Genomic DNA, 23,023 nt, shown 5'->3' with positions numbered 1-23,023 from the left:
ATAAGTAAAAATAAAAATCTAGGACGGATTAAAAGATGAAAAAGAAAACATTAGTCATGGTTATGGCTTCATTTTGTACGAGCCCAATCTATGCAGCAGCATTTGATCGAACAGGACAATCAATTTCTGCATTTCTACAACCTGGTAATTATTTTGAGGCAAGTTTATCTGTTTCAGACACTTCGTTAGAAGGACAAGAAGCGGGTACAAACCCAACACGTAATAGTATTTCTGATATTGCAAACTCTGATTATCGTCCCAGTGCGGCTTTGAAATTACAGTTAGCACCTCAGTTTTCATTTGGTTTTCTTTACGATCAGCCATTTACTTCCGACTCTGAATATTATGGAAATAACAGCTTTGTTGCTAAGCCGAGTGATATGATTTTAGTACCGGGCATTGATTCAGCAACACTTGCCCAAAAGACCGGTGGAGAAGTCGTAACAGGGAACACCAAATCGAATTTTGTTATGCAAAATTTTAGTCTGATATTGGGTTATCAACCGGATAAGAACTGGAATTTTTATGCAGGTCCTGTTTATCAGACATTTAAAAGTAACGTCAATTTAAGAGGTCAAGTTTTCAGTTTATATAATGGCTATGACTTTAATGCCAAAGAAGTTGGAGATTGGGGATGGCTGGCAGGATTTGGTTATCAAATTCCCGAAAAAGCCATAAAAGCCTCATTAACCTATCGTTCAGAAATTATGCATGAAGTGACTGCCAATGAAAATGCGCCACTGGTTGATATGTTGAGTACACAACAAGGCCGTGATTTTCTTGATCAGCATTTGGCGTATATGGTTTCTATAGGACAACTCACTGAATCGCGGAGGGAGGTACTCAATCATATTGTTGCGGGCTTACCCGAAGCAGGCACATCAGGCTCAACTAAGTTTAGAGCGCCGGAGTCAGTAAATTTGGAATTTCAGACCGGATTACGCAAAGGTACTTTATTGTTCGGTAACGTGCGTTGGGTTCACTGGAATGATTTTGAGTTTAAACCATACCGTTTTGGTGAAATTTCAGAAGTTGTTGGGGTTCTATCAACGCCAAGTCGTCCAAACGGTTTTAATCTGGTTCGTTATTATGATGATCAATGGTCTGCCAATCTTGGAATTGGACAACGCCTAAGCGATAAATGGTCGGGTTCAGTTTCTGTAGGTTGGGACTCGGGAGCTGGTGAGCGCGTATCCACAGGCGGACCAGCTAAAGGTTATTACAGTGTTGGTCTTGGTGCGCAATATAGTCCAACTTCAAAATACTTTATTTCAGGTGGAATGAAGTATCTATGGCTTGGTGACGCCAAAGGTCAGCTTGGTGCTCAGGCAGGCAGTGAATATTATGTGGGTGAATATAAAAATAACTATTCAATCGGTTACGGTTTGAAAATTGGTTATAAATTTTAATTCAACTATTTGATGGATCGCTTAGTTATATAAACAGTTTATTTCTGCACGAAAGTAAGCAGATTAAAAGATTAAAGAAAATATAAAAAGTGGAGTAGGAACAGTTCCATTTCTCCCTCTCATAAAAGGACGATAAGATGACAAAACAGATCTGGTTAGACGAATATAAGCAATGGAATATAGAAAGTACGATTACATTGCCGGATGAACAAACTTCACTTCTCGATTTATGGGACAACAGTTTTAATAAGTTCCAGCAAAGAAAGGCTTTTATATTTGCAGATCAATCTTTTTCTTATGCTGAAATCGATTTATATAGTCGACAAGTAGCAACATTCTTGCAAAGTTTAGGGCTAGAAAAAGGTACACGTGTTGCCGTGATGATGCCCAATATTATTCAGTACCCAATTATTTCACTTGCCGTCATTCGTGCAGGTTACATTCTGGTCAATATTAACCCCCTCTATACAGCCCGCGAGTTAAAGCATCAATTAAATGATGCAGGCGCAAAAGTCTTATTTATATTAGAACAACTTTTACCTGTTTATGACGCTGTCAAAGAGCAAGTGGCGGTTGAACAAATTATTACCACCACCATGACTGAAATGTTGGTCGATCAACCTACTGAATTAGACACCTTAGATTCTAAAAAACACGCTTTTAGGCAAATCTTATTGAAGGCAAATGCACAAGACTATATACGTCCTAAGCTTGTTCTTGAGGATACTGTGCTTTTGCAATATACGGGTGGAACAACAGGTGTATCCAAGGGCGCAGAATTAACCCATAAAAATATTGTCGCCAACTTATTACAAAATAATGTGGTTTTTAAAAGCTACTTTGGTGACCGAGATGCTTTCGAAGATGAAATAGCGATCTGTGCCTTACCGCTTTATCATATTTTTGGTTTTACTGTCTGTTTATTGCACAGTGCAATGAATAAAGGTTATGCCACTGTTTTAGTTCCAAATCCGCGTGATTTAGATGCTCTTGTACATTGTTTTGAAAAATATCGTCCTACGGTTTTTCCTGCTGTAAATACATTATTTAATGCACTGATTAATCATGAAGGCTTTAATAAGCTGGACCATAGCCGTTTAGAAATTACCACAGGCGGCGGTATGGCAATTTTGAAATCTACTGCCGATGGATGGGAAAAACTGACAGGACGTATTATCCGTGAAGGGTATGGCTTATCAGAAACTTCTCCTGTTGCGACCTTTACCCCGCCAATCTCTAATACTTTTAGTGGCACGATCGGTATTCCTGTACCGAGCACGGATATTGCAATTTTGGATGATGAAGGTCATCAATTAGCACCCGGTGAAACTGGAGAAATTGCAATTCGTGGCCCGCAGGTCATGAAAGGTTATTGGAATTTACCTGAAGAAACGAAAGCGGTCATGACTGCTGATGGTTTCTTTAGAACGGGTGATATTGGCTTTATGAATGAAAAAGGCTATACCAAAATTATTGACCGTAAAAAAGACATGATTTTAGTTTCAGGCTTTAATGTTTTTCCGAACGAAATTGAAGAAGTTTTAGCCCAACATCCAAAAATTTTGGAAGTCGCCGTGGTTGGTATTGCAGATGAAAAATCGGGTGAAGTGCCGAAAGCCTTTATTGTCAAAAAGGATGACTCTTTATCGGTTGAAGAAATCCAAATCTATGCAAAAGAAAACCTGACTGGCTACAAACAACCACGCTATATTCAATTTATCAATGAATTACCCAAGTCGAATGTGGGTAAAATTTTAAGAAAAGAACTAAAGGTTTAATAAGAACTTTTAATTAAAAACATAAGCGTATGGGACTAGAAGCTCCATAAATAAATGAAAAAGGAATGAGATTATGGGTTCAGGATTAATTACCGTATTTTTACCAATTGCACTCGCAATTATTATGGCAGGGTTGGGGTTTGAGGTGACCATAAAAGAATTTTAAAACGTGCGACAACACCCCAAAGCCGTCTTTATCGCATTATTTTGCCAACTGGTTATTTTAGTCGGTATTGCATTTATTATTTGTAAGGTTCTTGCTTTACCACCCATGCTTGCTGTTGGATTAATGCTCCTTTCTGCGTCACCGGGAGGGCCAACAGCTAACTTATTTAGTTATCTCTACAAAGGAGATATCGCTTTAAATATTACTTTAACGGCTATAAATTCGGTCATTGCTGCCTTTACACTTCCATTAATTGTGAATTTTGCAATACAACACTTTATGGAAAATGGACAAAATGTAGGTTTGCAATTCTCGAAAATCATACAGGTTTTTCTTATTATTTTAGTTCCCGTTGGGATCGGGATGCTAGTCCGTCATTTTGCGCCGCATACGGCTGAAAAGCTCAATAAACCTGTGCGTATCTTTGCTATCATTTTTCTCGTATCAATCATCATATTAGCAGTTGCACGAGATTACCAAAATCTGATGACGTATATTGGGCAAATTGGATTGGCAACTTTGCTGTTCTGCGTATGTAGTTTAATGGTTGGCTATTTTGTTCCAAGATTATTAGGTGTAAATAGCTTTCAGGCAAAAGCTTGCGCATTTGAAATTGGAATTCATAACAGTACCTTAGCCATGACCATTGCTTTTACAGTAATGGCAAGCAGTATGGCCGCTATGCCAGCAGCCGTTTATTCATTATTTATGTACATTGTTGCAGCTATCTTTGGCACATTGTTAAATCGTCTAGAAAAGAAAGAGATCACACAAATATCACCTAAAGCATACTCAAAGAATCTTCAATAATATCGGACAGATAAAGGTATTTAACTACCACCAGATGTTTATAGTTTGAATTAAAAGAGGAGGCCAATGCCTCCTTTTTTAGCCTCAAAATTTTAAAATATTTATGGTCGAGTAAGCGCGGTCACAATAAAAAGAAAGCTTTAGAATGCTGTTATAAAAGCAAATTGTTAAGCCAATATTTAAGGTTTTCCTTAATTATGTAATTAAATGAAAAACAATAATTTAATTAAATAATTTCTAGCCAATTTCACATTGACAGCTCAAATATTGAAGATTACCATTTGCGGGCTGGCCTACATTGCCAGCCGGTTTTGACGGACCGCTATTTGAACCACATCAGGATTATTTCTTCTGAGGAGTAGTCTTGTGTGCACACCTCGTTCCCTCCCGTAGCGGTAGGGCGGGAGTGGGACACCTTCGGGTGTGCTGGAGTTCAAACCAGTCCGTCAACCTGCTTCCGTTCTGCCACCATAATTTATAATGCTTTGGCAGAACTCCCAAAAGAAGGAGTTGGCTATGCACATTCATAAATTATTGGCAGTCACTGTCAAAAACTATCTCGACACAACTTAAAGTTTTAAACCAGTTTGATGAGCTATAGGCTTTTCAGGCTTTAAATCATTACGTCTAAAACTTAGCAACAATAAAACTTGAGATGTGCCAAGCACAGTCTTTACGGCTTTGCTGTGCCTTTTTTTCTCCCAGAAAAGGCACAGGCTTTTTAATCTCTTTTAGCAACAACAAGAATTTATAACGGTAAAACGATGCCAACTTTAGAAAGATCTTCCAAAAAATTACAGGTTATTCATATAGCAATAGAGTTGTTCAATCTCTATGGATTTCACAATACGGGCGTGGACTTAATTGTCAAAAAATCCAAAATTCCTAAGGCCACTTTTTATAATTACTTTCACTCAAAACAGCGGCTTATTGAAATGTGCGTATCTTTTCAAAAAAGCAAACTCAAAGAAGAAGTGCTGGCAATTATTTACTCAAGCTGTTACCGAACCTCAAGCGACAAACTTAAAGAGATTATTGTTTTACATGTCAATTTTAATAGCCTGTACTATCTATTACTTAAAGCCATTTTTGAAACTAAACAGATTTACCCTCAGGCCTACCGCATAGCGCTTGAATATAGAAAATGGTTGCTTAAAGAACTTTTTGATTTGGTTTTTAGTTTGGAAACTCATTCATTAAAGCCCAATGCCAATTTGGTTTTAAACTTAATCGATGGCTTGATGTTCCAGATTTTAAGCTCAAAGAGTTTGGATGAAAGGGATGTGGTGGTGGAGAGGTTTTTTGGGTGGGATAGGCCGTTAATAGTTTTCTATTATCACGTCTGCTATTAAAGAAGTTAAAACTGAGAATTAATTATTTCATAAAATAAATTTTTAAATTATTATATTTAAAAGTATTTTATACCAGTCAATAAAAAAGAGTAAATTTGATGACACTTAATAAAACTATTTTTCTTTTTCTACTTTCAGGTCTTATAGTGGGCTGTGGTGGTGGTGGAAGTAACGAAACTGTTGCCACAACAAAAGATGAAATTCTTAATACAGAATTTGATAATACTACTTCTTATAAATGGGGATCTATTCAGTTTGATACAACATTCGTTGAGATTACAAAGAATTCAAGAAATGGAAATATTTGGTATACTGATTATCCTAGGTTAGATAAAGGTACAGAACCAGATATTGGACGCTTAATGTTAAGTACAGATGGCCTTTATAGACCAGATGAGACGAAGTATCCATTGGGTTATAGACGTTACATTTTGAGATCTACTTCACAAGATGGAACGACACTTAGAAAAACCCCTTATAACAAAGATGGTCTAAAAAATATTGTTATAGAAGAGAAAGGACGCTGGATTGATTTAAAAAATGTCAGGATAAGTGACAGAACCGCTGTATATTGGAATCTTCTTGTAGAGAAAATTCCTACAAGTGTATTTTTTCATCCAGAACTTATTGGTGATCAGTTTAAAGATTTTTTAGCGTTAACTAAGAAAAATACATTTCCAGCAGGAGCGAAATGTTTTCAAGTTGAAAGAACAAGTTATTCAGTACCTTATTATGTAATTACAAATAAGGACAGCTTGGCTTTTATTAATGGTGTCAGTGTTAATAACCTTTCAAATTATATTTCTTTAGCTGGAAGTAATGCCGTTACTGGAAAATGGGGCAATATACAGTGGGCTTATTTAAATACTGAGGCAAATGATCCAAAGTATTATACGATTTCGGTTTATATGAATATAGACAATAAATTAGCTTCAGGTTATTGGCAAAAAAATCCTAATACTTCAATTGAGACTCTAGTTGCAGGTTATGAAAGATCGCTTGATTCATTTAATAGTAATATTGATGTAATTTCATTCCAAAGTGCAATTGAGGAAGCAAAGAATGAGTGTACTTATTATAATTCAGTTGCATCTCAAAAAATTGAATCATTGATTAATCAGAGTTTATTGAATTAATTTCAGATGATTTTATTCTCAAAAATGAGAATTTAATTATTGAAATTATATTGTCATTTTTAAGATTTATTTTGCTTAATTATTTTTGAAGATCAGATAAATGAAAAAGACTAAATTAATAACTATTCTGGGTATAGTTCCATTAATGCTGACAGGTTGTTTACAAATGTTTCCGCCTACCGTAGCCGAGATAAATCCTGGAATTTATCAACTTCATGCTCAAAGCAATGCATTTGGTTCAAGGGATGCTTTACGGTCAAAGCTCATCAATAAGGCTGAAGAAATATGTAAGAATAAAGGCTTTGATGAGTTAGATAGTAATAACAAAATTGTAAACCATCACACTGCCTACAATTCAGGAATGATTATTCCGGTGAATACGAAAGCGGCAATTTTAAAAGTTAAGTGTAAAGACTAACTTAAATAGAACGGGAACATTCTTTGTAGAAAGGATGAGCTTACAAATAGGCTAGTTTCTGGTATGTTATTTATAGAATGTGCAGTTAATATGATTTGAATTAATATACAGATATTTTCATTCTGAAGCTTAAAAAGCTCACAAAGATGTGAGCTTTTTTTATTACACATTGCTTAAAAAACATACAGAAACCTCGTTAAAACGAGTTGGAACGCTACAAACGCGAATGATACTTTAAGTTTCACTCTTCCCAATAAGTGAGGTGAGCAATGAAATTGTTAGCTTTGATTAGTATGGGAGTTGCAGCGAGTTATTGGTATAAAACTATAAAAGATAGCAAGCCAACTCTTCTAAAACCAAATTTTGATGAAATAGTAAAAAACTTTGTATTAGCAGAATTTAAAGCCTAATGCATTTAATATTCTTAATTAAATAAAAAGCTCATCGGAAGATGGGCTTTTTTGTTGTAGTGGTGTTTATTGAGTTTAGAGCTAGTCGGTATTTATAATTGCACCAAATTTTTAAATACTAATGGCAAATGACAACTACTACAGTAAGGCTTAATCACACCTCATCTTCTGGCACTAGAGGAGACGGACGTGATCAGAAAGAAAAATTTATAGATTATTGTGAATATAAGTATTTTCTACCTGATAGTCAGAAATGGGGTGTTTCAGTGAAAACTGAATTAACTCAAGCAGAAATAATAGAAAAGCAAAAATGCAATGACGCTATCAATAATCCTTTCACATCAGAATACTATCTTTTGCTTTGTCTCATAATTATTACGATTATATTTTTCACTTTTTGGAATATGAAAGGTTATCTTTCTATAAAAAGAAGAGAGCAAGAGACAGGAATTAAAGCGAATATATCATTTGAAATGAAAATCATATGTTTAGTTTCATTCTTTCTTACTCTCATTGTCGCGGGAGTAATGTACGCTCTCTATTTTCTATATCTTAATTATAAGTATCAGTACTGAAGTATCTAAGTTAGTCGAACATGTTTCGCTATAGAAATCCCACTGAATATTGATTATTAGTGGGATTTTTAATTTATATATTAGACAGCTTCTTAGGTTCTTCTTAAAAAAAACAATAATCCAAAACAAAATATAAATACAATATACCAAGTGTCTCTTACAAGTTGATAGTCGCCTATACTTTGTAGTATTTCAAATATAGGTCCACATGCAAATATTGATACCATTACATATCCTGCAAGTGTAATGCCCCAGTCATCAAGACCAAGTTTACGTTCTGGTTTTTCACCAGTTGATTTTCGTTTAATCCATTTTAAGAATGACTTATAATAAAAATATAAAGCTCCAATCCCCACAATCATTAATATAAGTGTGTCGAGGGGGCCACTATAAGAGGAGCTTCCAATTCTTGGACTCATATGTATTGCAGCTAATCCATGAAGTGATAGAGACAATAATATTAATAATGTACTTAATTTTTTGATCATAATAAATATAACTGAACTAAACCTAAACTTTAGGAAATTAACTAACTGCAAAATTTAATTTATATAAAAGGTAACCTGTTTGAATGGGCTTTGCTAGAGGTTTTTTCTCAAGAATCTTACTTTGGCTTGGTCTTAGCCTTGGCCGTTATTTTTTTATAAATATTAGTGTCATTGTTAAGAAATTTAAAGATATTTAAATTTATCATAGTGTTATTATAAGCAAGTTCAATATTAATTAACTGTAATATGGATTATATGAATAAATTGCATAAGAATGAATCTCCAGAAATGATTCTAGCTTTTGAGAGTGCTAAAAGTACATTTAAATATTTCTGGCGTGAACTTTATTGGGAATATCGACGAATTGTTCCTGCTCTAGAGCTGGCTTATGTGAAGTGTGCATTTATCCAAGAAAACCTTGAAGATAAAAATGAACCTTTAATTGAGTATATGTGGATTGATCAAGTTGATTTTGATGGGAGTACAATTTCAGGAACTTTGTTAAACGAACCTTATATTATTGATAATGTGCAAGCTGGTGAAACTGTAAGGCTTCAATTTGAGTCTATAGTTGATTGGATGTTTTTATCTAATGGCACTGTTCATGGTGGGTTTACGATTCAAGAACATCGTAAGACCTTAAATGCATCAGATCGTAAAGAATATGATGAGGCATGGGGGATTGATTTTGGTAATCCTGATGAAATTTTTCTAGTTTATGAGCAGAAAAATTGTCCCGAAAACCTAGATGAACACCCCATGTGTAAGAATATTTTGGATCAGTTCATAAATATTATAAAGACAGGCCCTGCAATCATTACTGAAAAAGATGAAAGTGGTAATCAATTATTACATCGTGAAGTTATAGCGGGTAATTATTTATTTGTTCAAGAGCTTTTAAGGTTGAATACGAATAAGTTGGAGGTAAATAATCAATCAATGACTCCTTTAGATTTGGCTCATAAGATGGGTTGGACCAATATTGTAAGTTTACTTAAGTAGCTTTGAATCTAGCCCTCTAATGGAGGGCTTTATTGTTTTGATGGATCCTAAAGTCACTTTACTGAAGAAGTCATTTAATTAGATGATCGATTTTTAGTCATGAAAAAAATAATACAGCTCAAAGACCAGCGTGATATGGTATGTAAACACCTCCAAAAATATGGATTAGATATGTCAGACAATACAACGAAATGGCTTTGTGTAGGTGGTGTACTAAGTGGAGAATGGAAAGAGCAGCAACTAGAAGCTTTTGATGTTGATCCTAATGATTTAAATACTCATAGTTATGAACCAATGAAACTTATTAACCCTGTGACCAAAGCAGAACAGCACTTTTATGTATATACGGAGTTACAGGAACAGGCATATGAAAGGGCAATAAATTTTGCCTTATACAAAAATCAATAAGGATGAGAGAGCACTTAGGTGCTCTTTTTAATGAGTGGGTAAGTACTGGTTAAGTAGAAATACAATTAAAAAAGCCCCTCATATCTGAGAGACTAGTCATATCAATTTTCTGGAATGAATGGCTGAAATTTCGTAAAATAACTAAACAAATCAAATTGATAAAAGTAGTTAATAATATAATAAATCAGTGCACTAATTTATTCTTAATAGTAGCAGGACCTCAAAATAACTTCCAAGGCACTGTTAATAAGAAATTATTTGTTATTTGGATCAGGTTGATCATTATTCTCAGGCAAATCTTTTACGGTGCCAGGAACTTCTGATGGTTGAGTTTCGGTAGGTGGTTGTGTTGCAGAATGCTTATTCATTTGGGCTTTAATGACATTAGCGTTGTTAGTTGTATTTTGAGAAAAACTTTTAAAACCTGACATTTTTATCTTCTTATCTTCACTAGGGAAAGTTCATACTACGCTTTAAATCACTTTACATTACGGTTGTTTTAAGACTGATATGTGTTGATATGTCATAGAAATGGACTTTATTTCGACTGTATATTTCGTAAATAAAATCAATTATATGTAACCTGTTGAGTCTTATCCTTTAAAACTTGAAAATATCCTATCTCAATTTCAAGTAGGGGTACATAAAGCACACATATATAAATTTTCTCAAGGTACAGATGATTAAATTTTAAAAATTAATTTAAATTAGTTGCCTACAAAATATTGATAGTATAAAAAATTTGTTAAGCATAATATGTCTAATTAAATTGGAGCATATAAATGCTAAAAGATATTACAATTATTGATTACCAAGGAAAAGAAACAAGGGCACAGGCAAACTATACAGAGGAAAATACTAATAAAATCAATCATTCATCTAGAGTTCAGAGAACTAAAGTTGAATATATTTTGTTAAGAGGTGAATTTATTTACCCTACTTTAAATATGGTTTTCAACAGTTCTGATGGCAACAGCTATTATATAGAATATAAATGACCTACTTCTGTGGGTTTTTTATGAGTGATCTTATATATATAAAGACCAGTTAATTGGTCTCTTTTTACTCTATTCAAAAAAATTAATTCTGCCAATACGGTGTGTCTCCATAGATTTCAGCAAAATAATCGATCACTACTCGAATATTTAAAGGCGGATGGCGGACATTTGGATAAATGGCTGCAATATGCTGGGGTTGTGATTTAATCGCGACTTCATATTCAGGTAAAAGCTTGACTAAATGACCTTGTTTTAAAGCTTCGCCAATCAACCAATCAGGAAATAAAACAATACCCATACCATGAAGCGCAGCTGTCATTAAGCTCTCGGCATTGTTTGAAGACAGCAAGGGAGTAAGAGGATAATGTACCCATTCTTCATCAGGCTTTCTCACTAACCAGCGGTTAGGACCTTCAAAACCTTTATAGACTAGGCATTTGTGTTGATTAAGTTCTGTTGGGTGATTAAGAGTACCGTATTTGGCAACATACTGAGGAGACGCTGCCAAATGATATTTTTGTGTACCAAAAATACGTGCATGAAATGATGAGTCGGTCAGCGTTCCAATGCGAAATATTAAATCGGTGCTTTCGCGTAACGGATCTATAAATTCATCGGTTTGAATTAGCTCTATTAAAAGCCTTGGATAACGTTCTGATAAACCTGCCAACCACGGCGCAATATGCCGTTGACCAAAAAATACAGGGGCATTGATGCGGACGAGTCCGGATGGTTCTATGGTTTTATCTTGTAAAGCCTTTTGTGCTTCATCAAATTGTTCGGTAATTCTTTTTGCATATTCAAAAAATAATTTGCCCGATTCGGTCGGTGTGATTGCTCGTGTATTTCGATAGAAAAGTTGTTGCCCCAACGCATCTTCAAGCTGCTGGATGGTTCGAGAAATCATAGATGCAGACACATCTTCTTTCCGCGCTACATTCGAGAAGTTTTGAGCATTGTAAACACTAATAAAGAAGCGAAGCGTGCGGATATCAATCGAATTTGTTAAATCCATTTGTGCAATTTCTGCAAAAGTGATTCATGGATTATGCTGTTTTTCAGATGAATTAGCTACCTTAGTATTCGTTGCCTAGATACAGATGAGGCAATATAGATGCAAATTCTATTACTACTCCTAACCATTTTTGGGGGTATGGGGCTATCGGTTGAAGCAGGGCTTTTAGGGCCGTTAGGAAAGGAAGTGGGTGAGTTATGGGCCACCTTTAGTATTTTTGGTGTGGGTGCAGCACTTACCTTTTTACTCATGCTGTTTTTTAGTCCACGTAATAGCCCTTCATTTTTTACGCTTCCATCTTGGCAATTACTCGGTGGTGTTCTTGGGCCTGCTTACGTCATTATTTTGACCATTACCACTCCAATTATCGGTATTGCCATGACGATGATAGGCATTTTAGCGGGTCAGGTGTCTAAAAGCCTGATCATCGACCACTATGGTTTGTTGGGGACTCCACACCGAAAGGTAGACCGTAAACGAATTTTGGCACTCATCTTTATTGTTGCTGCACTTGTACTTGTCGCAAAAGCATAGGAGACCCGCATGACAATTTTAATGATCCTTCTCGCCGTCATTGGTGGTGCTTTATTGAGTGTACAGGCTGCAATTAATGGTCAACTTGGAGCAAAAGTTGGTGTATTTCGTAGTGCTTTTTTGACTTTCTCAGTCGGTGCTCTAATTACGGCGCTCCTTATTTTTTACTTTGAACCAAAACAAACCTTAACCTTGTTAGATGTTCCCAAATGGCAGTTGTTAGGTGCTATGTGTGGAGTGCCTTATATTGTCATTATGGTACTGGCCGTGCAAAGAATCGGAGCCGCGGTTGCTACGGTAGCTGTAATTTTTGGGCAACTTTTGATGAGTATCTTGATTGATAACTTTGGCTGGTTTGGTAATGAAATGCTTCCTTTTTCACTGTATCGATTAGGAGCGCTAATTTGCCTAGCGATTGCTTTATATTTTATCTATTCAAGTAGTAAGGACAAAAAGATAGAAGCGTAATACGGGCTTAAAATTGAAATTAATATAGGTCTCATTGTTAGTCGTAAAGCATACTAATAATGAGGCTATGCTTCATATTTTAAGTACTTTGATAAATGAAAGAAGTTGCTGTCGAGAGATAGAATCAAAATATAAGAAATATGGTAAAGTTAAAAACCTAATTCAATACATTAAAATTGATATCAAGCTATTGTAGGAAAAACATGGTTAAAATTAAACCTCACCCAGCAACAAGCGGAAATGCATCGGCTGATCGCCTTTTAACTTTGTTAACTGCTTTTAGAATAGGTGATAAATCTTTAACCCTAGCAGAACTCGCAGAACGAACAGAATTAAATAAAGCAACCATCATGCGCTTAATCGTTTCGCTAGAAGATTTTGGTTTTGTTAACCGTCTTTCGGATGGCAGATATACGCTTGCCAGTGAAGTTATGCGTTTAAATACAATTTATCAAGATGCTTTAGATCTAGAAAGACATGTGGTGCCGTGTTTACAGCAACTTGTTGATGAAACTGGTGAAACTGCTTCATTTTACGTTAAACATGGGGCATATCGTCTTTGCCAATATAGAGTGAACTCTACCCATCGACTGCGTGTTCATATTCAGCCGGGCGAAGTTCGACCAATGGATGGGGCAGCAGGCGCTCAAGCATTGCGATCAACACACGAACAGGTTTTAGCAAGAACTGAACCTTTTTATTCAACAGGTGTAACGGAGCCACATGCTGCTTCAATGGCATTGCCAGTATTTGACGCTCAAAATGATGTAGTTGGAGCATTAGTCGTTTCGGGGCCATCAAGTCGTTTTACTGCGGAAATTGCAAAATCTGTGGGGGATTTTTTCTTCAAAATTGCAGATGATTTAACGAAAAGTTTAGGTGGTAAGAGTATTCGTAATTAATTCTAATATTGTAGATATAAAAAAGGGGCTAAATCGTTAGCCCCTTTTTTATGTATATTGTTTATGAAGTACTTTGTGGTTGGCTAAACAAAACAGCTTTTTTTCTAGACATAACGAAAACCATAATAGCCGACACAAGGTTTAGTGCTGCAAGTGGAAGTAAGGCAATAGCGTGGCTTCCTGTTGCATCATGAATTGCGCCATAGATATTTACCATCAACCCGCCACCAATCAGATTGGCAAATGCACCAATGGCTGCTAGACCTGCCGCCGTTGTAGTCGGTGACATCCATGAGGATGCTAAAGCCCAGAAAGGACCTTTCATAGAATAAGCACCAATTAATACGACACTGAGTAAAAAGATTGTGCCAATAAGTGAAGACGTGAACAAAGCAATTAATAAACCAAATGAGATCATCAATAGTGTGATTGCTGTATGCCAACGGCGTTCATTTTTACGATCTGAGCTACGACCCCAAAAAATCATTGCAATAGAAGCTAGGCCATAAGGAATCGCATTCACTAAACCGATTTCTAAATTACTCAAACCAAATGATTTAATTAATTGTGGCGCCCAAACACTCATTGTACTGCCAGCAGCAGAAGCACCAGAATAAATAATGATCATAAACCAGATATATTTATTCTTTAAAAGTTGCCATAGTGAAATATGGCCAATTGGGGTTTTTTGTTGACGTTCAAACTGTAATCTTTCAACTAACCAAGCTTTTTGTTCGCTATTAAGCCATTTTGCTTGTTCTGGTCGATCTGTGAGTGCAAATAGGCAGGCAATACCTAATAAAATGGCAGGGATACCTTCTAAAATAAATAGCCAATGCCACCCACGCATGCCCATCCAGCCATCTAGCGATAATAAAAGTCCCGATAGTGGTGAACCGATAAAGTTTGCACCCGGAATCGCCACCATAAATATTGCGACCATTCTGGCTCTATAGTTTGCAGGCAACCAATAGGTTAAATATAAAATGACACCCGGGAAAAACCCTGCTTCGGCAGCACCGAGTAAGAATCGCATAATATATAACGATGTAGAGCTTTCAACGAAAGCTGTTGCGGCTGTAATCACTCCCCACGTCACCATAATTCGAGCAATCCAAACTTTTGCTCCAAATTTTTGCATGGCGAGGTTGCTGGGTACTTCAAATAGAAAATATGCAAAGAAAAATAAGCTACTGGCAAAACCAAAAGCAGTAGCTGTTAGGCCAAGATCTTCATTCATTTGTAATGAAGCCATACCAATATTGCCACGATCAATAATAGCGATGACATAACAAAGTGTTAAAAATGGCAGTAATCGCCACGCCACCTTGCGCATTGTTTCACGTTCAATCGCACTCGGTTGAGAGTATTCTGTAGACATAAAAAAATCCTTTTTTATATTCAGTATTTTAATTGTTCTCGCATCTAAAAGCTTAGAAACAATTGAGTTCCATGATTAGCTATTGAGTAACTTCCAGTTAGCGATAGCTCGTGGGTTTAGTAATTGGCCATTCCAAATACTCACAATCTGTTCAAGTGCTAAAAGACCAACGCGATTACGTGAATCTGTTGTGTTTGCTCCTATGTGAGGAGTCACAACCAAGTTAGGTAATTCCCATAGTGGATTATCTTTTTCTGGCGGTTCTGAAGAAAAGGTATCTAAACCTGCACCAGCAATTTTATTATTTTTTAGTGCATCAACTAATGCAGCTTGATCAATTAATTCACCACGTGCTGTATTGATTAAGATGCTTGAGCGTTTCATCTTTTCAAATTGGGCGTGAGAAAATAAGTGTCTATTCTCTGCTGTAAGTGGACAATGTAGGCTAATAATGTCACTGGTTTCTAAAAGTTTTTCAAATTCGTGTTCCTGTTCTACATAATCGAGCTCTGGCAAATTTTGTAAAAACGGATCATATACTTTTACTTTCATGTTTAAGGGAGCCACTAACTTCATGAGTATGCTACCGATTGCCCCTAAACCAATTAAGCCCAACGTTTTGCCATAAAGCTCCACACCATTTGCACTTGCTTTGTCCCAATGACCTTCTCGAATACGTTGGTCTAACCATGTGACTTGTCGCGCAACATTAAACATGAGTGCAAAAGCGTGTTCGGCAACAGATTGTGCATTTGCGCCTACTGCAATAGTGACAGGAATTTTTCGTTCAGCAGCAGCTTGAGTGTCAATTGTGTCAAACCCAACACCATGTTTTGCAATCACTTTTAAATTATCAGAAGCAAAAATCATATCTCTAGAAAGTTTGCCTGTTCGAACAATGATTGCATCAGGCTGTTCATCATGGATGAGTTTTTCCATTTCATCTTTTGCCATGTAGGGTTCAGTTGGAATCAACTGAATATCATGGGACTGAGCATACAGTAACGCATCTGAAGTTAATGTTGGCCCCGTGATAAGAACTTTACGTTTCATTTTGACTTGCACTCCATTTAAGTATTTTGAGCAAAATACGTCCTTAATAATCCACATTATTAAAACGTCATTTCAAAAAAATAGTCAATAGAAAAAATTAAATTTAAAAATTGTGTAAATTTTAGTTTAAATTTAATTAAAAATGAAATGACATTTCAAAAAAATGCTGTCATATTAATTTGCACAAGAAAACTGATCTAAGGGAAAAGTTATGGCAATTGGTTTTAGAGTGCTAAAAAACGACAAAAAAGTTGAGCAAAAATGGATTGAGCAATATCGAGATCTACCAGTCGCTAATGTCAGTGACTCAATGAATCGAATGACTTCAGGTGGGACTCAATTAAGACCAATGCATAAAAAGGGATATCTTTGTGGGCCTGCCATTACAGTTAAGGCTCGTCCGGGGGACAACTTGATGTTGCACTATGCTATTGATATCGCCCAGCCGGGGGACGTCATTGTGGTTGATGCTGGTGGCGATCTAACCAATGCATTAATTGGAGAAATGATGGTTGCGTATGCCATTAAGAAAGGTATAGCCGGCATCGTTATTAATGGCGCTATACGTGATTCGGTTGTCATTGGAGAGGGAGATTTTCCACTTTTTGCGGCAGGAATTTCACATCGAGGACCTTATAAAGACGGACCTGGGGAAATTAATGTTCCTATCGCGATTAATGGAATGGTGGTTGAACCTGGAGACTTGATTTTAGGTGATGAAGATGGGCTTTTAAGCGTGCCTTATGCGGAAGTTGAAGAAGTTTATCTGAAAGCAAGCGCCAAACATGCCGCTGAACAAAAGCAATTAGAGCAAATCGCCGTAGGTGAAAATGATCGTAGTTGGGTGATTAACAGCTTAAAACAAAAAGGATGTGAATTACCGGAATAAGGTTATTCAAAACCATTCAAACACAAAGGGAACTAGCGAAGTCAATGATTGAGCTTCGTTAGCCTATCTAAAGTTAATTCAATAATCATTATTTTACTGATTGAAAAATAGGAAATTTCAATTCGGTCTATGTGATTTCGTCTAAAGGAAAAGGACATGAAATATAAAGGGATAATTTCTTTATCATTATTAATGAGTATTACTTTGCAGCAAGCCAAAGCTGAAAGCGAAGATAACTCGGCGCTAAATGAAAAAATAATTAAATTACAACAGCAAATAGACTATCTCATGGAGAGGCAGAATTTAAATCAAAATAACGGATTGAATAAAGCTCCTGAATTGAGCCAAAGCAAAACATTAAACACTGACAAGCCTATTTCGACTGATCAGACTAAAATTAAATTTTATGGAAATATACGTGTTGATGCTGCATATGATTTTGAAGGTTCAACGCGTTCAATTGCGAATAAGACAGGATCAATACCATTAGACAATTCAAACTCAACAAGTAAATCATTAAATGTTTCTGCTGCGACTTCACGTGTAGGGGTGAATATCGTTAAGCCGACCTCGAAAGGAGATTTGGTTGGAAAGCTAGAAGCCGACTTCATGGGAAATGGTGGAGATAACGGTAATGGTTCTGTTCGGGTTAGACATGCTTATATTTCACTAGGAAATTGGTTGATTGGTCAAACCACTTCACCTTTTGTGAATAGTGATACAGCTCCAAGTTTGGTTGATTTTACAGGAGCAATGGGTACTGGAACTCAGCGTAATATCCAAATCCGTTATCAGCACATCGTTGATGCCAAACAAAAATTATTAGTCGCTTTGGAAGGTGGTGATGTTGAAAATAAAAATGTAGAAGGTGGAAGCCGTTTTCCTGCATTAACTATGCGGTATGAATTTAAGAATCCAGATTTCTTGGTTCAATTGCATGGTATGGTTCATGAAAATCGAGCAGTTTCTGACACGAATGAAGAGCAAACTAAACTTGCTTGGGGTGCTGGATTAGGCACAAAGTATAAGCTTTCTGAAAACGACTCAGTTGTGTTTAATTACTATCACATCGCTGGCGATAACCGTTACATGCTTTATTCAAAAGATAATGATGCCTTCTACTTTGATCAAAATCGAATGTATTTAAGTGAATTTGATTCTATTGAGTTAGGGTATCTGCGTAAATGGAATGAAAATTTACGCTCTTCTTTATCTGCTGGTAGCCTTATCTATAAAGATTCAAATTTTTCAGAAAATAACCCTGATCAAAATAAAAGGCTCATCAATGCAAGCGTCAATTTATTTTGGACGCCTGTTGAGAAAGTCGATCTTGGTGTTGAATACACCTATGGAAAGAGAGAAACATTTTCAGATTTAGAAGGGAAATTATCTCGAATCAACTTATTAGGTCGATACAATTTTTAATGTAATCACAGCCACTTTAATATCAGAAGTGGCTTTCTTTTATTTGAGATGGGCTAATATTGTGGAACAAATTAATTATGCGAATGCAAGATCACAATTTTCAAAGGTTATGGAAAGAGTGCTGTTAGGTTATGCCGTAAAAATTACACGAAAAGAGAAAGATGCTGTGGTTCTAATTAGTGAAAAGGCATACCTTGAATATAAAAATGCAATATTTGAGCTCAATAAATTAAAAAACAAAGATTTTTAACCCGCAATGATCCGCTTCTCAAGCATCTCCATAAAAGTTTTAAAAATAATATTATGGTTTTGCCTTTCTTCTATCATCATTTACTTTTGTTTTAAGCCATGAAAGCTAGTGTAGCTTTACAAATTATTAAAATTAAGATCAAATTATTGTGCTAATTAAATATAGTCTTGGTGAGGTAAATTATATCGATTAATAAAATTATTATTATGAATTTTTATGGATTTTATTATTTTTTGTGGTAAATTTTTTGCGTTATAAATAGGTTTTTACAAAAATGCAAAACATACTTACTTTTATTAAAAATGGTCAAAAAATTACTTTAGATGCTTCTTTAGTTCAAAGTGTAAAAGATAGTGGAAATGGTTTTGAAATTACTCTTAAAAGTGGTGAGGTAATTCAAGCTGAATCATATAGTATTAGTCCAAATAAACAGTTCATAGAGCAAGTTTCTAGTCAGCAAGTAGAAAATAATTCTGAGGCTGAGGAGAAAGTTGAAAAGGACGAAGTTTTAAAAGAAAAGAGTTTGTTGGATTCACAAGCAATGTTATGGGGTGGTGCTGCGATAGCCCTTGGTGGTATTGCGGTAGCAGCATCAAGTGGTGGTGGTAGTGATAGCTCAGCACCTTCAGATCGGACTCCTCCAGCAAGTTTAACTAAAATATTGTCGAAAGATGGTAAAACGGTAACTGGTTTAACAGAAGCTGGTGCAACTGTTACAGTTGAAAATATAGCTGGCCAAGTGATCGGTTCTGCTAAAGCTGGAGCAGATGGGACATTCTTAATTAATTTGGATAAAGCGTATATTAATGGTGAAACACTAAAAGTTTCTGCTCAAGATGCTGCTGGTAATAGTACAGTTAAACAAGAGCTTATCGCTTCTGATATTACGGCTCCTACTTTAGCATATGCTATTTCTTCTAATGGTAAGACTATTACAGGTTTGACAGAGGCTAATTCAACTGTCACCGTCAAAGATTTATCTGGAAAAATCATTGGTACTGCAAAGTCTGATAATGATGGAAAATATACAGTCATACTAGATAAAGCTTATTTAAATGGTGAAAATCTTACTATTTCTGCCGAAGATTTATTTGGTAATAAATCAATAATTCAAACAATTTTGGCTGACGATAAAACTGCCCCAACAAGTTTGACGGTAGCAATTGATACTAGAGGTAAAGTGGTTACAGGTACAACCGAAGCGAATGCTGTTGTGACAGTTAAGAATTCGACAGGAACCATAATTGGTACAGCTACCGCAGACGCTACAGGAAAATATTCAGTTACGTTAGATAAGGCTTATCTAAATGGTGAAAGTTTAAGTGCAACGGCTGCGGACAAATCTGGTAATGCTACCGCACCAAAAACAATAGTTGCACCAGATATCACGGCACCATCAAGTTTAACTGCAATTATAGATACTGCAGGTAAAGTGGTTGCAGGTACGACTGAAGCGAATGCTGTTGTAACAGTTAAGAATGCTGTAGGAATTGTCGTTGGTACAGCTATCGCAGATGCCACAGGTAAATATTCAGTTACCTTAGATAAAGCTTATTTAAATGGCGAAAGCTTAAGTACTACAGTATCAGATCAGTCTGGTAATGCTACAGCGCCGAAACCCCTTGTTGCACCAGATACCACGGCACCATCAAGCTTAACCGCAATTATAGATGCTGCAGGTAAAGTGGTTACAGGTACGACTGAAGCGAATGCTGTTGTAACAGTTAAGAATGCTGCAGGAACTGTAGTCGGTACAGCTACCGCAGACGCTACAGGAAAATATTCAGTTACCTTAGATAAAGCTTATTTAAATGGTGAAAGCTTAAGTGCTACTGTCGCAGATAAATCAGGTAATGCTACAGTACCAAAAACAATAGTTGCGCCAGACATTACAGCACCTTCAAGTCTGACTGCAACGATTGATTCATCAGGTAAATTGGTTTCAGGTACGACTGAAGCAGAAGCTACTGTAACGGTTAAGAATGCTGCAGGAACTGTAGTCGGTACAGCTACAGCAGATGCTACAGGTAAATATTCAGTTACCCTAGATAAAGCTTACTTAAATGGCGAAAGTTTAAGTGCTACAGCATCAGATCAATCAGGTAATGCTACCGCACCAAAAACAATAGCTGCACCGGACACTACAGCGCCTTCAAGTTTAACTGCATTTATAGATGCTGCAGGTAAAGTGATTACAGGTACGACTGAAGTAGGTGCAAGAGTGACAGTAGAACAAGTAACTGCTGTTTATAAAGAAGTAACTGTTTTAGAAACCCAAACTGTTTTGAATGAGACAGTACAGTCAAATTATTTATCGAAAACATATTCTTTCGAAGTTACAGGTACAAATGCACATGTTTCTTTAAATTTGAGCTCTTCGACTAATTCACTTTCTGGTAGTTATAGCTCAACACTTTCTGGTGCGAGTTTAAATACAAGTCTAACTGGTAGTATCTCTCAAGCTGGAAACGGAAATTACAGTATTGATCTAGCACAAGGTTCAGTATTAGCATCTGGAACCTATACTTTGACAGTAAATTATTCTAGTTCAATAGTCCCCGTTATAAATGTAAATGTAACGCAAGAAGTGCCAAAAACTATTTTAGAAGTAGATCATTACGAAACAACAGTTGTAGGCGCAGCTAATGCAGATGAGGCAGGAAATTATTCTATTACTCTTGATAAAGCTTACTTAAATGGCGAAAGCTTAAGTGTAACGGCAGCAGATCAATCGGATAATAAAACTGAAGTGAAAGAGGTTATTGCACCAGATAGTACGCCACCAATTTTGCATCAACCAACTATTCAAGGTGGATGGACTGAAGGGCAATCAGTACAAGGTACAACTGAAGCAAATGCCACAATAATTGTTAAAAATAATGCAGGTGATGTAATCGGTTCGGCAATAGCTGATGCATCCGGGTATTATAATGTAATTTTGAATACAGTTTATGAAGATGGTGAACTATTAAAAGTAATTGCTGCGGATGCTAAAGGTAATGAAAGTTCAATTAATATAAATGCACCTGATACTACAGCACCTATATTAGCTAATTTGTTTAATTATGATGTTAGTACAGATAAAATTATTTTTAATGCGCCAAGTGATAGTTATATTGTTGAACAAAAAATTGGTGATGCTTGGGTTCAGGTAAATGTTGAGGAAAAATTCGATTGGTTAAATGTAGAATATAGGGTAACTGCTAAAGATCTAGCTGGGAATAGCTCTCAACCACTAACCACTATAATTAATACTGCATCGGGAACTTATAAGCCAACTGATCCTACATTTATTCAAATTATTAAAGGATCTATAGGAAATGATTATCTTTATGGTGGCAATGGGAATGATACATTAGTTTCTAATTCAGGCTCTGATTATTTGTATGGTGGCTCAGGTAATGATACGTTGATTTATGGTGGTAATTCCAATGTGTATACGGCTTTACAAGGTCAAGCTGGGAATGATAATTATATTGTAGATAAAGCATTACTTACTTCATCAAGCTATATTCATATTTTAGATAATGCAGCTGAAGAAAATATCCTTCAATTAAAATCAGTGTCCTCTGGTGATATTTCACTTAAGCAGTCGGATTCACTCATCATAATATCATTCAATGATTCAGCATCGACAATACGTTTTGGTGAGGGACAATTATCTTCTATTGTATTTGACGATGGAACAGTCTGGAATAAAGCACAAATTGAAGCTAATACTATTGGTAAATTATTAGGTACTGATGCAGCAGATAATCTTCAAGCAGATGCTGAGATTTCAACTATTTATGGTTTGGGAGGCAATGATACGATTCAAGGTGGTGTACAGAATGATTATCTGTATGGTGGTGATGGAGACGATACATTAATTTCTAATATAGGTTCGGATTATTTGTATGGTGGTGCAGGTAATGATACGTTGATTTATGGCGGTAATTCCAATGTGTATACGGCTTTACAAGGTCAAGCTGGGAATGATACTTATATTGTAGATAAAGCATTACTTACTTCATCAAGCTCTATTCATATTTTAGATAATGCAGCTGAAGAAAATACCCTTCAATTAAAATCAGTATCCTCTAGTGATATTTCACTTAAGCAGTCGGATTCACTCATCATAATATCTTTCAATGATTCAGCATCGACAATACGTTTT

At 35.9% G+C, this 23,023-nt stretch carries 24 protein-coding genes and 1 pseudogene; 20 read left to right on the top strand and 5 right to left on the bottom strand.

Annotation, left to right across the window (positions count from 1 at the left end; genetic code table 11):
• The first annotated feature begins 35 nt into the window (after nt 1–35).
• From J663_RS00110 to J663_RS00075, 9 genes and pseudogenes are all read left to right on the top strand, one after another.
• A complete protein-coding gene (locus J663_RS00110) occupies nt 36–1,409 on the top strand; it encodes an outer membrane protein transport protein (protein ID WP_033847129.1) in 1,374 nt (457 codons plus the stop codon).
• A 137-nt stretch (nt 1,410–1,546) separates the two neighbouring features.
• Complete coding sequence (locus tag J663_RS00105; RefSeq protein ID WP_033847128.1) at nt 1,547–3,187, top strand: AMP-binding protein; 1,641 nt, start codon at nt 1,547–1,549, stop codon at nt 3,185–3,187.
• A gap of 73 nt (nt 3,188–3,260) precedes the next feature.
• Nucleotides 3,261–4,163: pseudogene (locus J663_RS00100) on the top strand (bile acid:sodium symporter family protein).
• A gap of 368 nt (nt 4,164–4,531) precedes the next feature.
• Nucleotides 4,532–4,693 carry a hypothetical protein gene (locus J663_RS19275; protein WP_154020721.1) on the top strand — a complete coding sequence of 54 codons (162 nt, stop codon included), beginning with the start codon at nt 4,532–4,534 and terminating at the stop codon, nt 4,691–4,693.
• A gap of 234 nt (nt 4,694–4,927) precedes the next feature.
• Entirely contained in the window at nt 4,928–5,515 is a 588-nt protein-coding gene (locus tag J663_RS00095) for a TetR/AcrR family transcriptional regulator (protein WP_050598799.1), read from the top strand.
• Nucleotides 5,516–5,613: 98 nt separating this feature from the next.
• Entirely contained in the window at nt 5,614–6,651 is a 1,038-nt protein-coding gene (locus J663_RS00090; RefSeq protein WP_033847127.1) for a hypothetical protein, read from the top strand.
• A 100-nt stretch (nt 6,652–6,751) separates the two neighbouring features.
• Nucleotides 6,752–7,069 (top strand): hypothetical protein, encoded by a 318-nt coding sequence (locus tag J663_RS00085; protein ID WP_033847126.1) that lies wholly within the window; start codon nt 6,752–6,754, stop codon nt 7,067–7,069.
• 269 nt (nt 7,070–7,338) lie between these two features.
• Nucleotides 7,339–7,479 (top strand): hypothetical protein, encoded by a 141-nt coding sequence (locus J663_RS18640; protein ID WP_000770264.1) that lies wholly within the window; start codon nt 7,339–7,341, stop codon nt 7,477–7,479.
• A 128-nt stretch (nt 7,480–7,607) separates the two neighbouring features.
• Nucleotides 7,608–8,054, top strand: a complete 447-nt coding sequence (locus J663_RS00075) for a hypothetical protein (protein WP_033847125.1) — start codon at nt 7,608–7,610, stop codon at nt 8,052–8,054.
• Between the two features lie 92 nt (nt 8,055–8,146).
• On the opposite strand, the gene J663_RS00070 is transcribed toward J663_RS00075, so the two are convergent.
• Nucleotides 8,147–8,542 carry a putative four-helix membrane protein gene (locus J663_RS00070; RefSeq protein WP_329958953.1) on the bottom strand — a complete coding sequence of 132 codons (396 nt, stop codon included), beginning with the start codon at nt 8,540–8,542 and terminating at the stop codon, nt 8,147–8,149.
• 83 nt (nt 8,543–8,625) lie between these two features.
• Between J663_RS00070 and J663_RS19270 the strand changes: the two genes are divergently transcribed.
• From J663_RS19270 to J663_RS00060, 3 genes are all read left to right on the top strand, one after another.
• Nucleotides 8,626–8,739: a hypothetical protein gene (locus tag J663_RS19270; RefSeq protein WP_014206862.1), complete on the top strand. Its 114-nt coding sequence runs from the start codon at nt 8,626–8,628 to the stop codon at nt 8,737–8,739.
• 91 nt (nt 8,740–8,830) lie between these two features.
• Entirely contained in the window at nt 8,831–9,544 is a 714-nt protein-coding gene (locus J663_RS00065) for a DUF2314 domain-containing protein (protein ID WP_081404585.1), read from the top strand.
• A gap of 171 nt (nt 9,545–9,715) precedes the next feature.
• Nucleotides 9,716–9,952 carry a hypothetical protein gene (locus tag J663_RS00060; protein ID WP_033848005.1) on the top strand — a complete coding sequence of 79 codons (237 nt, stop codon included), beginning with the start codon at nt 9,716–9,718 and terminating at the stop codon, nt 9,950–9,952.
• Between the two features lie 254 nt (nt 9,953–10,206).
• On the opposite strand, the gene J663_RS19395 is transcribed toward J663_RS00060, so the two are convergent.
• Entirely contained in the window at nt 10,207–10,383 is a 177-nt protein-coding gene (locus tag J663_RS19395) for a hypothetical protein (RefSeq protein WP_171071502.1), read from the bottom strand.
• Nucleotides 10,384–10,734: 351 nt separating this feature from the next.
• Between J663_RS19395 and J663_RS00055 the strand changes: the two genes are divergently transcribed.
• Entirely contained in the window at nt 10,735–10,950 is a 216-nt protein-coding gene (locus J663_RS00055) for a hypothetical protein (RefSeq protein ID WP_033847123.1), read from the top strand.
• Between the two features lie 82 nt (nt 10,951–11,032).
• Here J663_RS00055 and J663_RS00050 read toward each other — a convergent pair whose 3' ends face one another.
• Nucleotides 11,033–11,965, bottom strand: a complete 933-nt coding sequence (locus J663_RS00050; RefSeq protein WP_033847122.1) for a LysR family transcriptional regulator — start codon at nt 11,963–11,965, stop codon at nt 11,033–11,035.
• A gap of 99 nt (nt 11,966–12,064) precedes the next feature.
• Here J663_RS00050 and J663_RS00045 point away from each other — a divergent pair, with 99 nt between their 5' ends.
• From J663_RS00045 to J663_RS00035, 3 genes are all read left to right on the top strand, one after another.
• The gene (locus tag J663_RS00045; protein WP_033847121.1) at nt 12,065–12,499 is read left to right on the top strand and encodes a DMT family transporter; all 435 of its coding nucleotides are present in this window, start codon (nt 12,065–12,067) and stop codon (nt 12,497–12,499) included.
• 9 nt (nt 12,500–12,508) lie between these two features.
• A complete protein-coding gene (locus J663_RS00040) occupies nt 12,509–12,967 on the top strand; it encodes a DMT family transporter (protein ID WP_033847120.1) in 459 nt (152 codons plus the stop codon).
• Nucleotides 12,968–13,170: 203 nt separating this feature from the next.
• Entirely contained in the window at nt 13,171–13,869 is a 699-nt protein-coding gene (locus tag J663_RS00035) for an IclR family transcriptional regulator (protein WP_002113797.1), read from the top strand.
• A gap of 61 nt (nt 13,870–13,930) precedes the next feature.
• On the opposite strand, the gene J663_RS00030 is transcribed toward J663_RS00035, so the two are convergent.
• A complete protein-coding gene (locus tag J663_RS00030) occupies nt 13,931–15,250 on the bottom strand; it encodes an MFS transporter (protein ID WP_005074254.1) in 1,320 nt (439 codons plus the stop codon).
• Between the two features lie 75 nt (nt 15,251–15,325).
• Nucleotides 15,326–16,315 carry a hydroxyacid dehydrogenase gene (locus J663_RS00025; RefSeq protein ID WP_081404584.1) on the bottom strand — a complete coding sequence of 330 codons (990 nt, stop codon included), beginning with the start codon at nt 16,313–16,315 and terminating at the stop codon, nt 15,326–15,328.
• Nucleotides 16,316–16,514: 199 nt separating this feature from the next.
• On the opposite strand from J663_RS00025, the gene J663_RS00020 reads away from it, so the two are divergent.
• The 4 genes from J663_RS00020 to J663_RS19520 form a co-directional block, all read left to right on the top strand.
• On the top strand, nt 16,515–17,192 hold the full coding sequence (locus tag J663_RS00020) for an RraA family protein (RefSeq protein WP_033847118.1): 678 nt from the start codon (nt 16,515–16,517) through the stop codon (nt 17,190–17,192).
• A 156-nt stretch (nt 17,193–17,348) separates the two neighbouring features.
• A complete protein-coding gene (locus tag J663_RS00015; protein WP_033847117.1) occupies nt 17,349–18,617 on the top strand; it encodes a DcaP family trimeric outer membrane transporter in 1,269 nt (422 codons plus the stop codon).
• Between the two features lie 61 nt (nt 18,618–18,678).
• Nucleotides 18,679–18,867, top strand: coding sequence for a type II toxin-antitoxin system Phd/YefM family antitoxin (locus J663_RS00010; RefSeq protein ID WP_033847116.1), 189 nt, complete (start codon nt 18,679–18,681; stop codon nt 18,865–18,867).
• A gap of 274 nt (nt 18,868–19,141) precedes the next feature.
• The coding region (locus tag J663_RS19520; protein ID WP_033847115.1) for an Ig-like domain-containing protein at nt 19,142–23,023 on the top strand (3,882 nt) is incomplete at its 3' end.

Origin of the sequence: Acinetobacter sp. 826659 (assembly GCF_000588515.1) — a bacterium.
GTDB lineage: Bacteria > Pseudomonadota > Gammaproteobacteria > Pseudomonadales > Moraxellaceae > Acinetobacter > Acinetobacter pittii.
The sequence above is the reverse complement of the archived record's forward strand: the minus strand, read 5'-3'. Positions and strand labels throughout refer to the sequence as shown.

Excerpts from the sequence above, each read along its gene's own strand:
- J663_RS00110 (WP_033847129.1), top strand. The coding sequence starts at position 36 with ATGAAAAAGAAAACATTAGTCATGGTTATGGCTTCATTTTGTACGAGC.
- J663_RS00105 (WP_033847128.1), top strand. The coding sequence starts at position 1,547 with ATGACAAAACAGATCTGGTTAGACGAATATAAGCAATGGAATATAGAA.
- J663_RS00095 (WP_050598799.1), top strand. The coding sequence starts at position 4,928 with ATGCCAACTTTAGAAAGATCTTCCAAAAAATTACAGGTTATTCATATA.
- J663_RS00090 (WP_033847127.1), top strand. The coding sequence starts at position 5,614 with ATGACACTTAATAAAACTATTTTTCTTTTTCTACTTTCAGGTCTTATA.
- J663_RS00085 (WP_033847126.1), top strand. The coding sequence starts at position 6,752 with ATGAAAAAGACTAAATTAATAACTATTCTGGGTATAGTTCCATTAATG.
- J663_RS18640 (WP_000770264.1), top strand. The coding sequence starts at position 7,339 with ATGAAATTGTTAGCTTTGATTAGTATGGGAGTTGCAGCGAGTTATTGG.
- J663_RS00075 (WP_033847125.1), top strand. The coding sequence starts at position 7,608 with ATGACAACTACTACAGTAAGGCTTAATCACACCTCATCTTCTGGCACT.
- J663_RS00070 (WP_329958953.1), bottom strand. The coding sequence starts at position 8,542 with ATGATCAAAAAATTAAGTACATTATTAATATTATTGTCTCTATCACTT.
- J663_RS19270 (WP_014206862.1), top strand. The coding sequence starts at position 8,626 with ATGGGCTTTGCTAGAGGTTTTTTCTCAAGAATCTTACTTTGGCTTGGT.
- J663_RS00065 (WP_081404585.1), top strand. The coding sequence starts at position 8,831 with ATGATTCTAGCTTTTGAGAGTGCTAAAAGTACATTTAAATATTTCTGG.
- J663_RS00060 (WP_033848005.1), top strand. The coding sequence starts at position 9,716 with ATGTCAGACAATACAACGAAATGGCTTTGTGTAGGTGGTGTACTAAGT.
- J663_RS19395 (WP_171071502.1), bottom strand. The coding sequence starts at position 10,383 with ATGTCAGGTTTTAAAAGTTTTTCTCAAAATACAACTAACAACGCTAAT.
- J663_RS00055 (WP_033847123.1), top strand. The coding sequence starts at position 10,735 with ATGCTAAAAGATATTACAATTATTGATTACCAAGGAAAAGAAACAAGG.
- J663_RS00050 (WP_033847122.1), bottom strand. The coding sequence starts at position 11,965 with ATGGATTTAACAAATTCGATTGATATCCGCACGCTTCGCTTCTTTATT.
- J663_RS00045 (WP_033847121.1), top strand. The coding sequence starts at position 12,065 with ATGCAAATTCTATTACTACTCCTAACCATTTTTGGGGGTATGGGGCTA.
- J663_RS00040 (WP_033847120.1), top strand. The coding sequence starts at position 12,509 with ATGACAATTTTAATGATCCTTCTCGCCGTCATTGGTGGTGCTTTATTG.
- J663_RS00035 (WP_002113797.1), top strand. The coding sequence starts at position 13,171 with ATGGTTAAAATTAAACCTCACCCAGCAACAAGCGGAAATGCATCGGCT.
- J663_RS00030 (WP_005074254.1), bottom strand. The coding sequence starts at position 15,250 with ATGTCTACAGAATACTCTCAACCGAGTGCGATTGAACGTGAAACAATG.
- J663_RS00020 (WP_033847118.1), top strand. The coding sequence starts at position 16,515 with ATGGCAATTGGTTTTAGAGTGCTAAAAAACGACAAAAAAGTTGAGCAA.
- J663_RS00015 (WP_033847117.1), top strand. The coding sequence starts at position 17,349 with ATGAAATATAAAGGGATAATTTCTTTATCATTATTAATGAGTATTACT.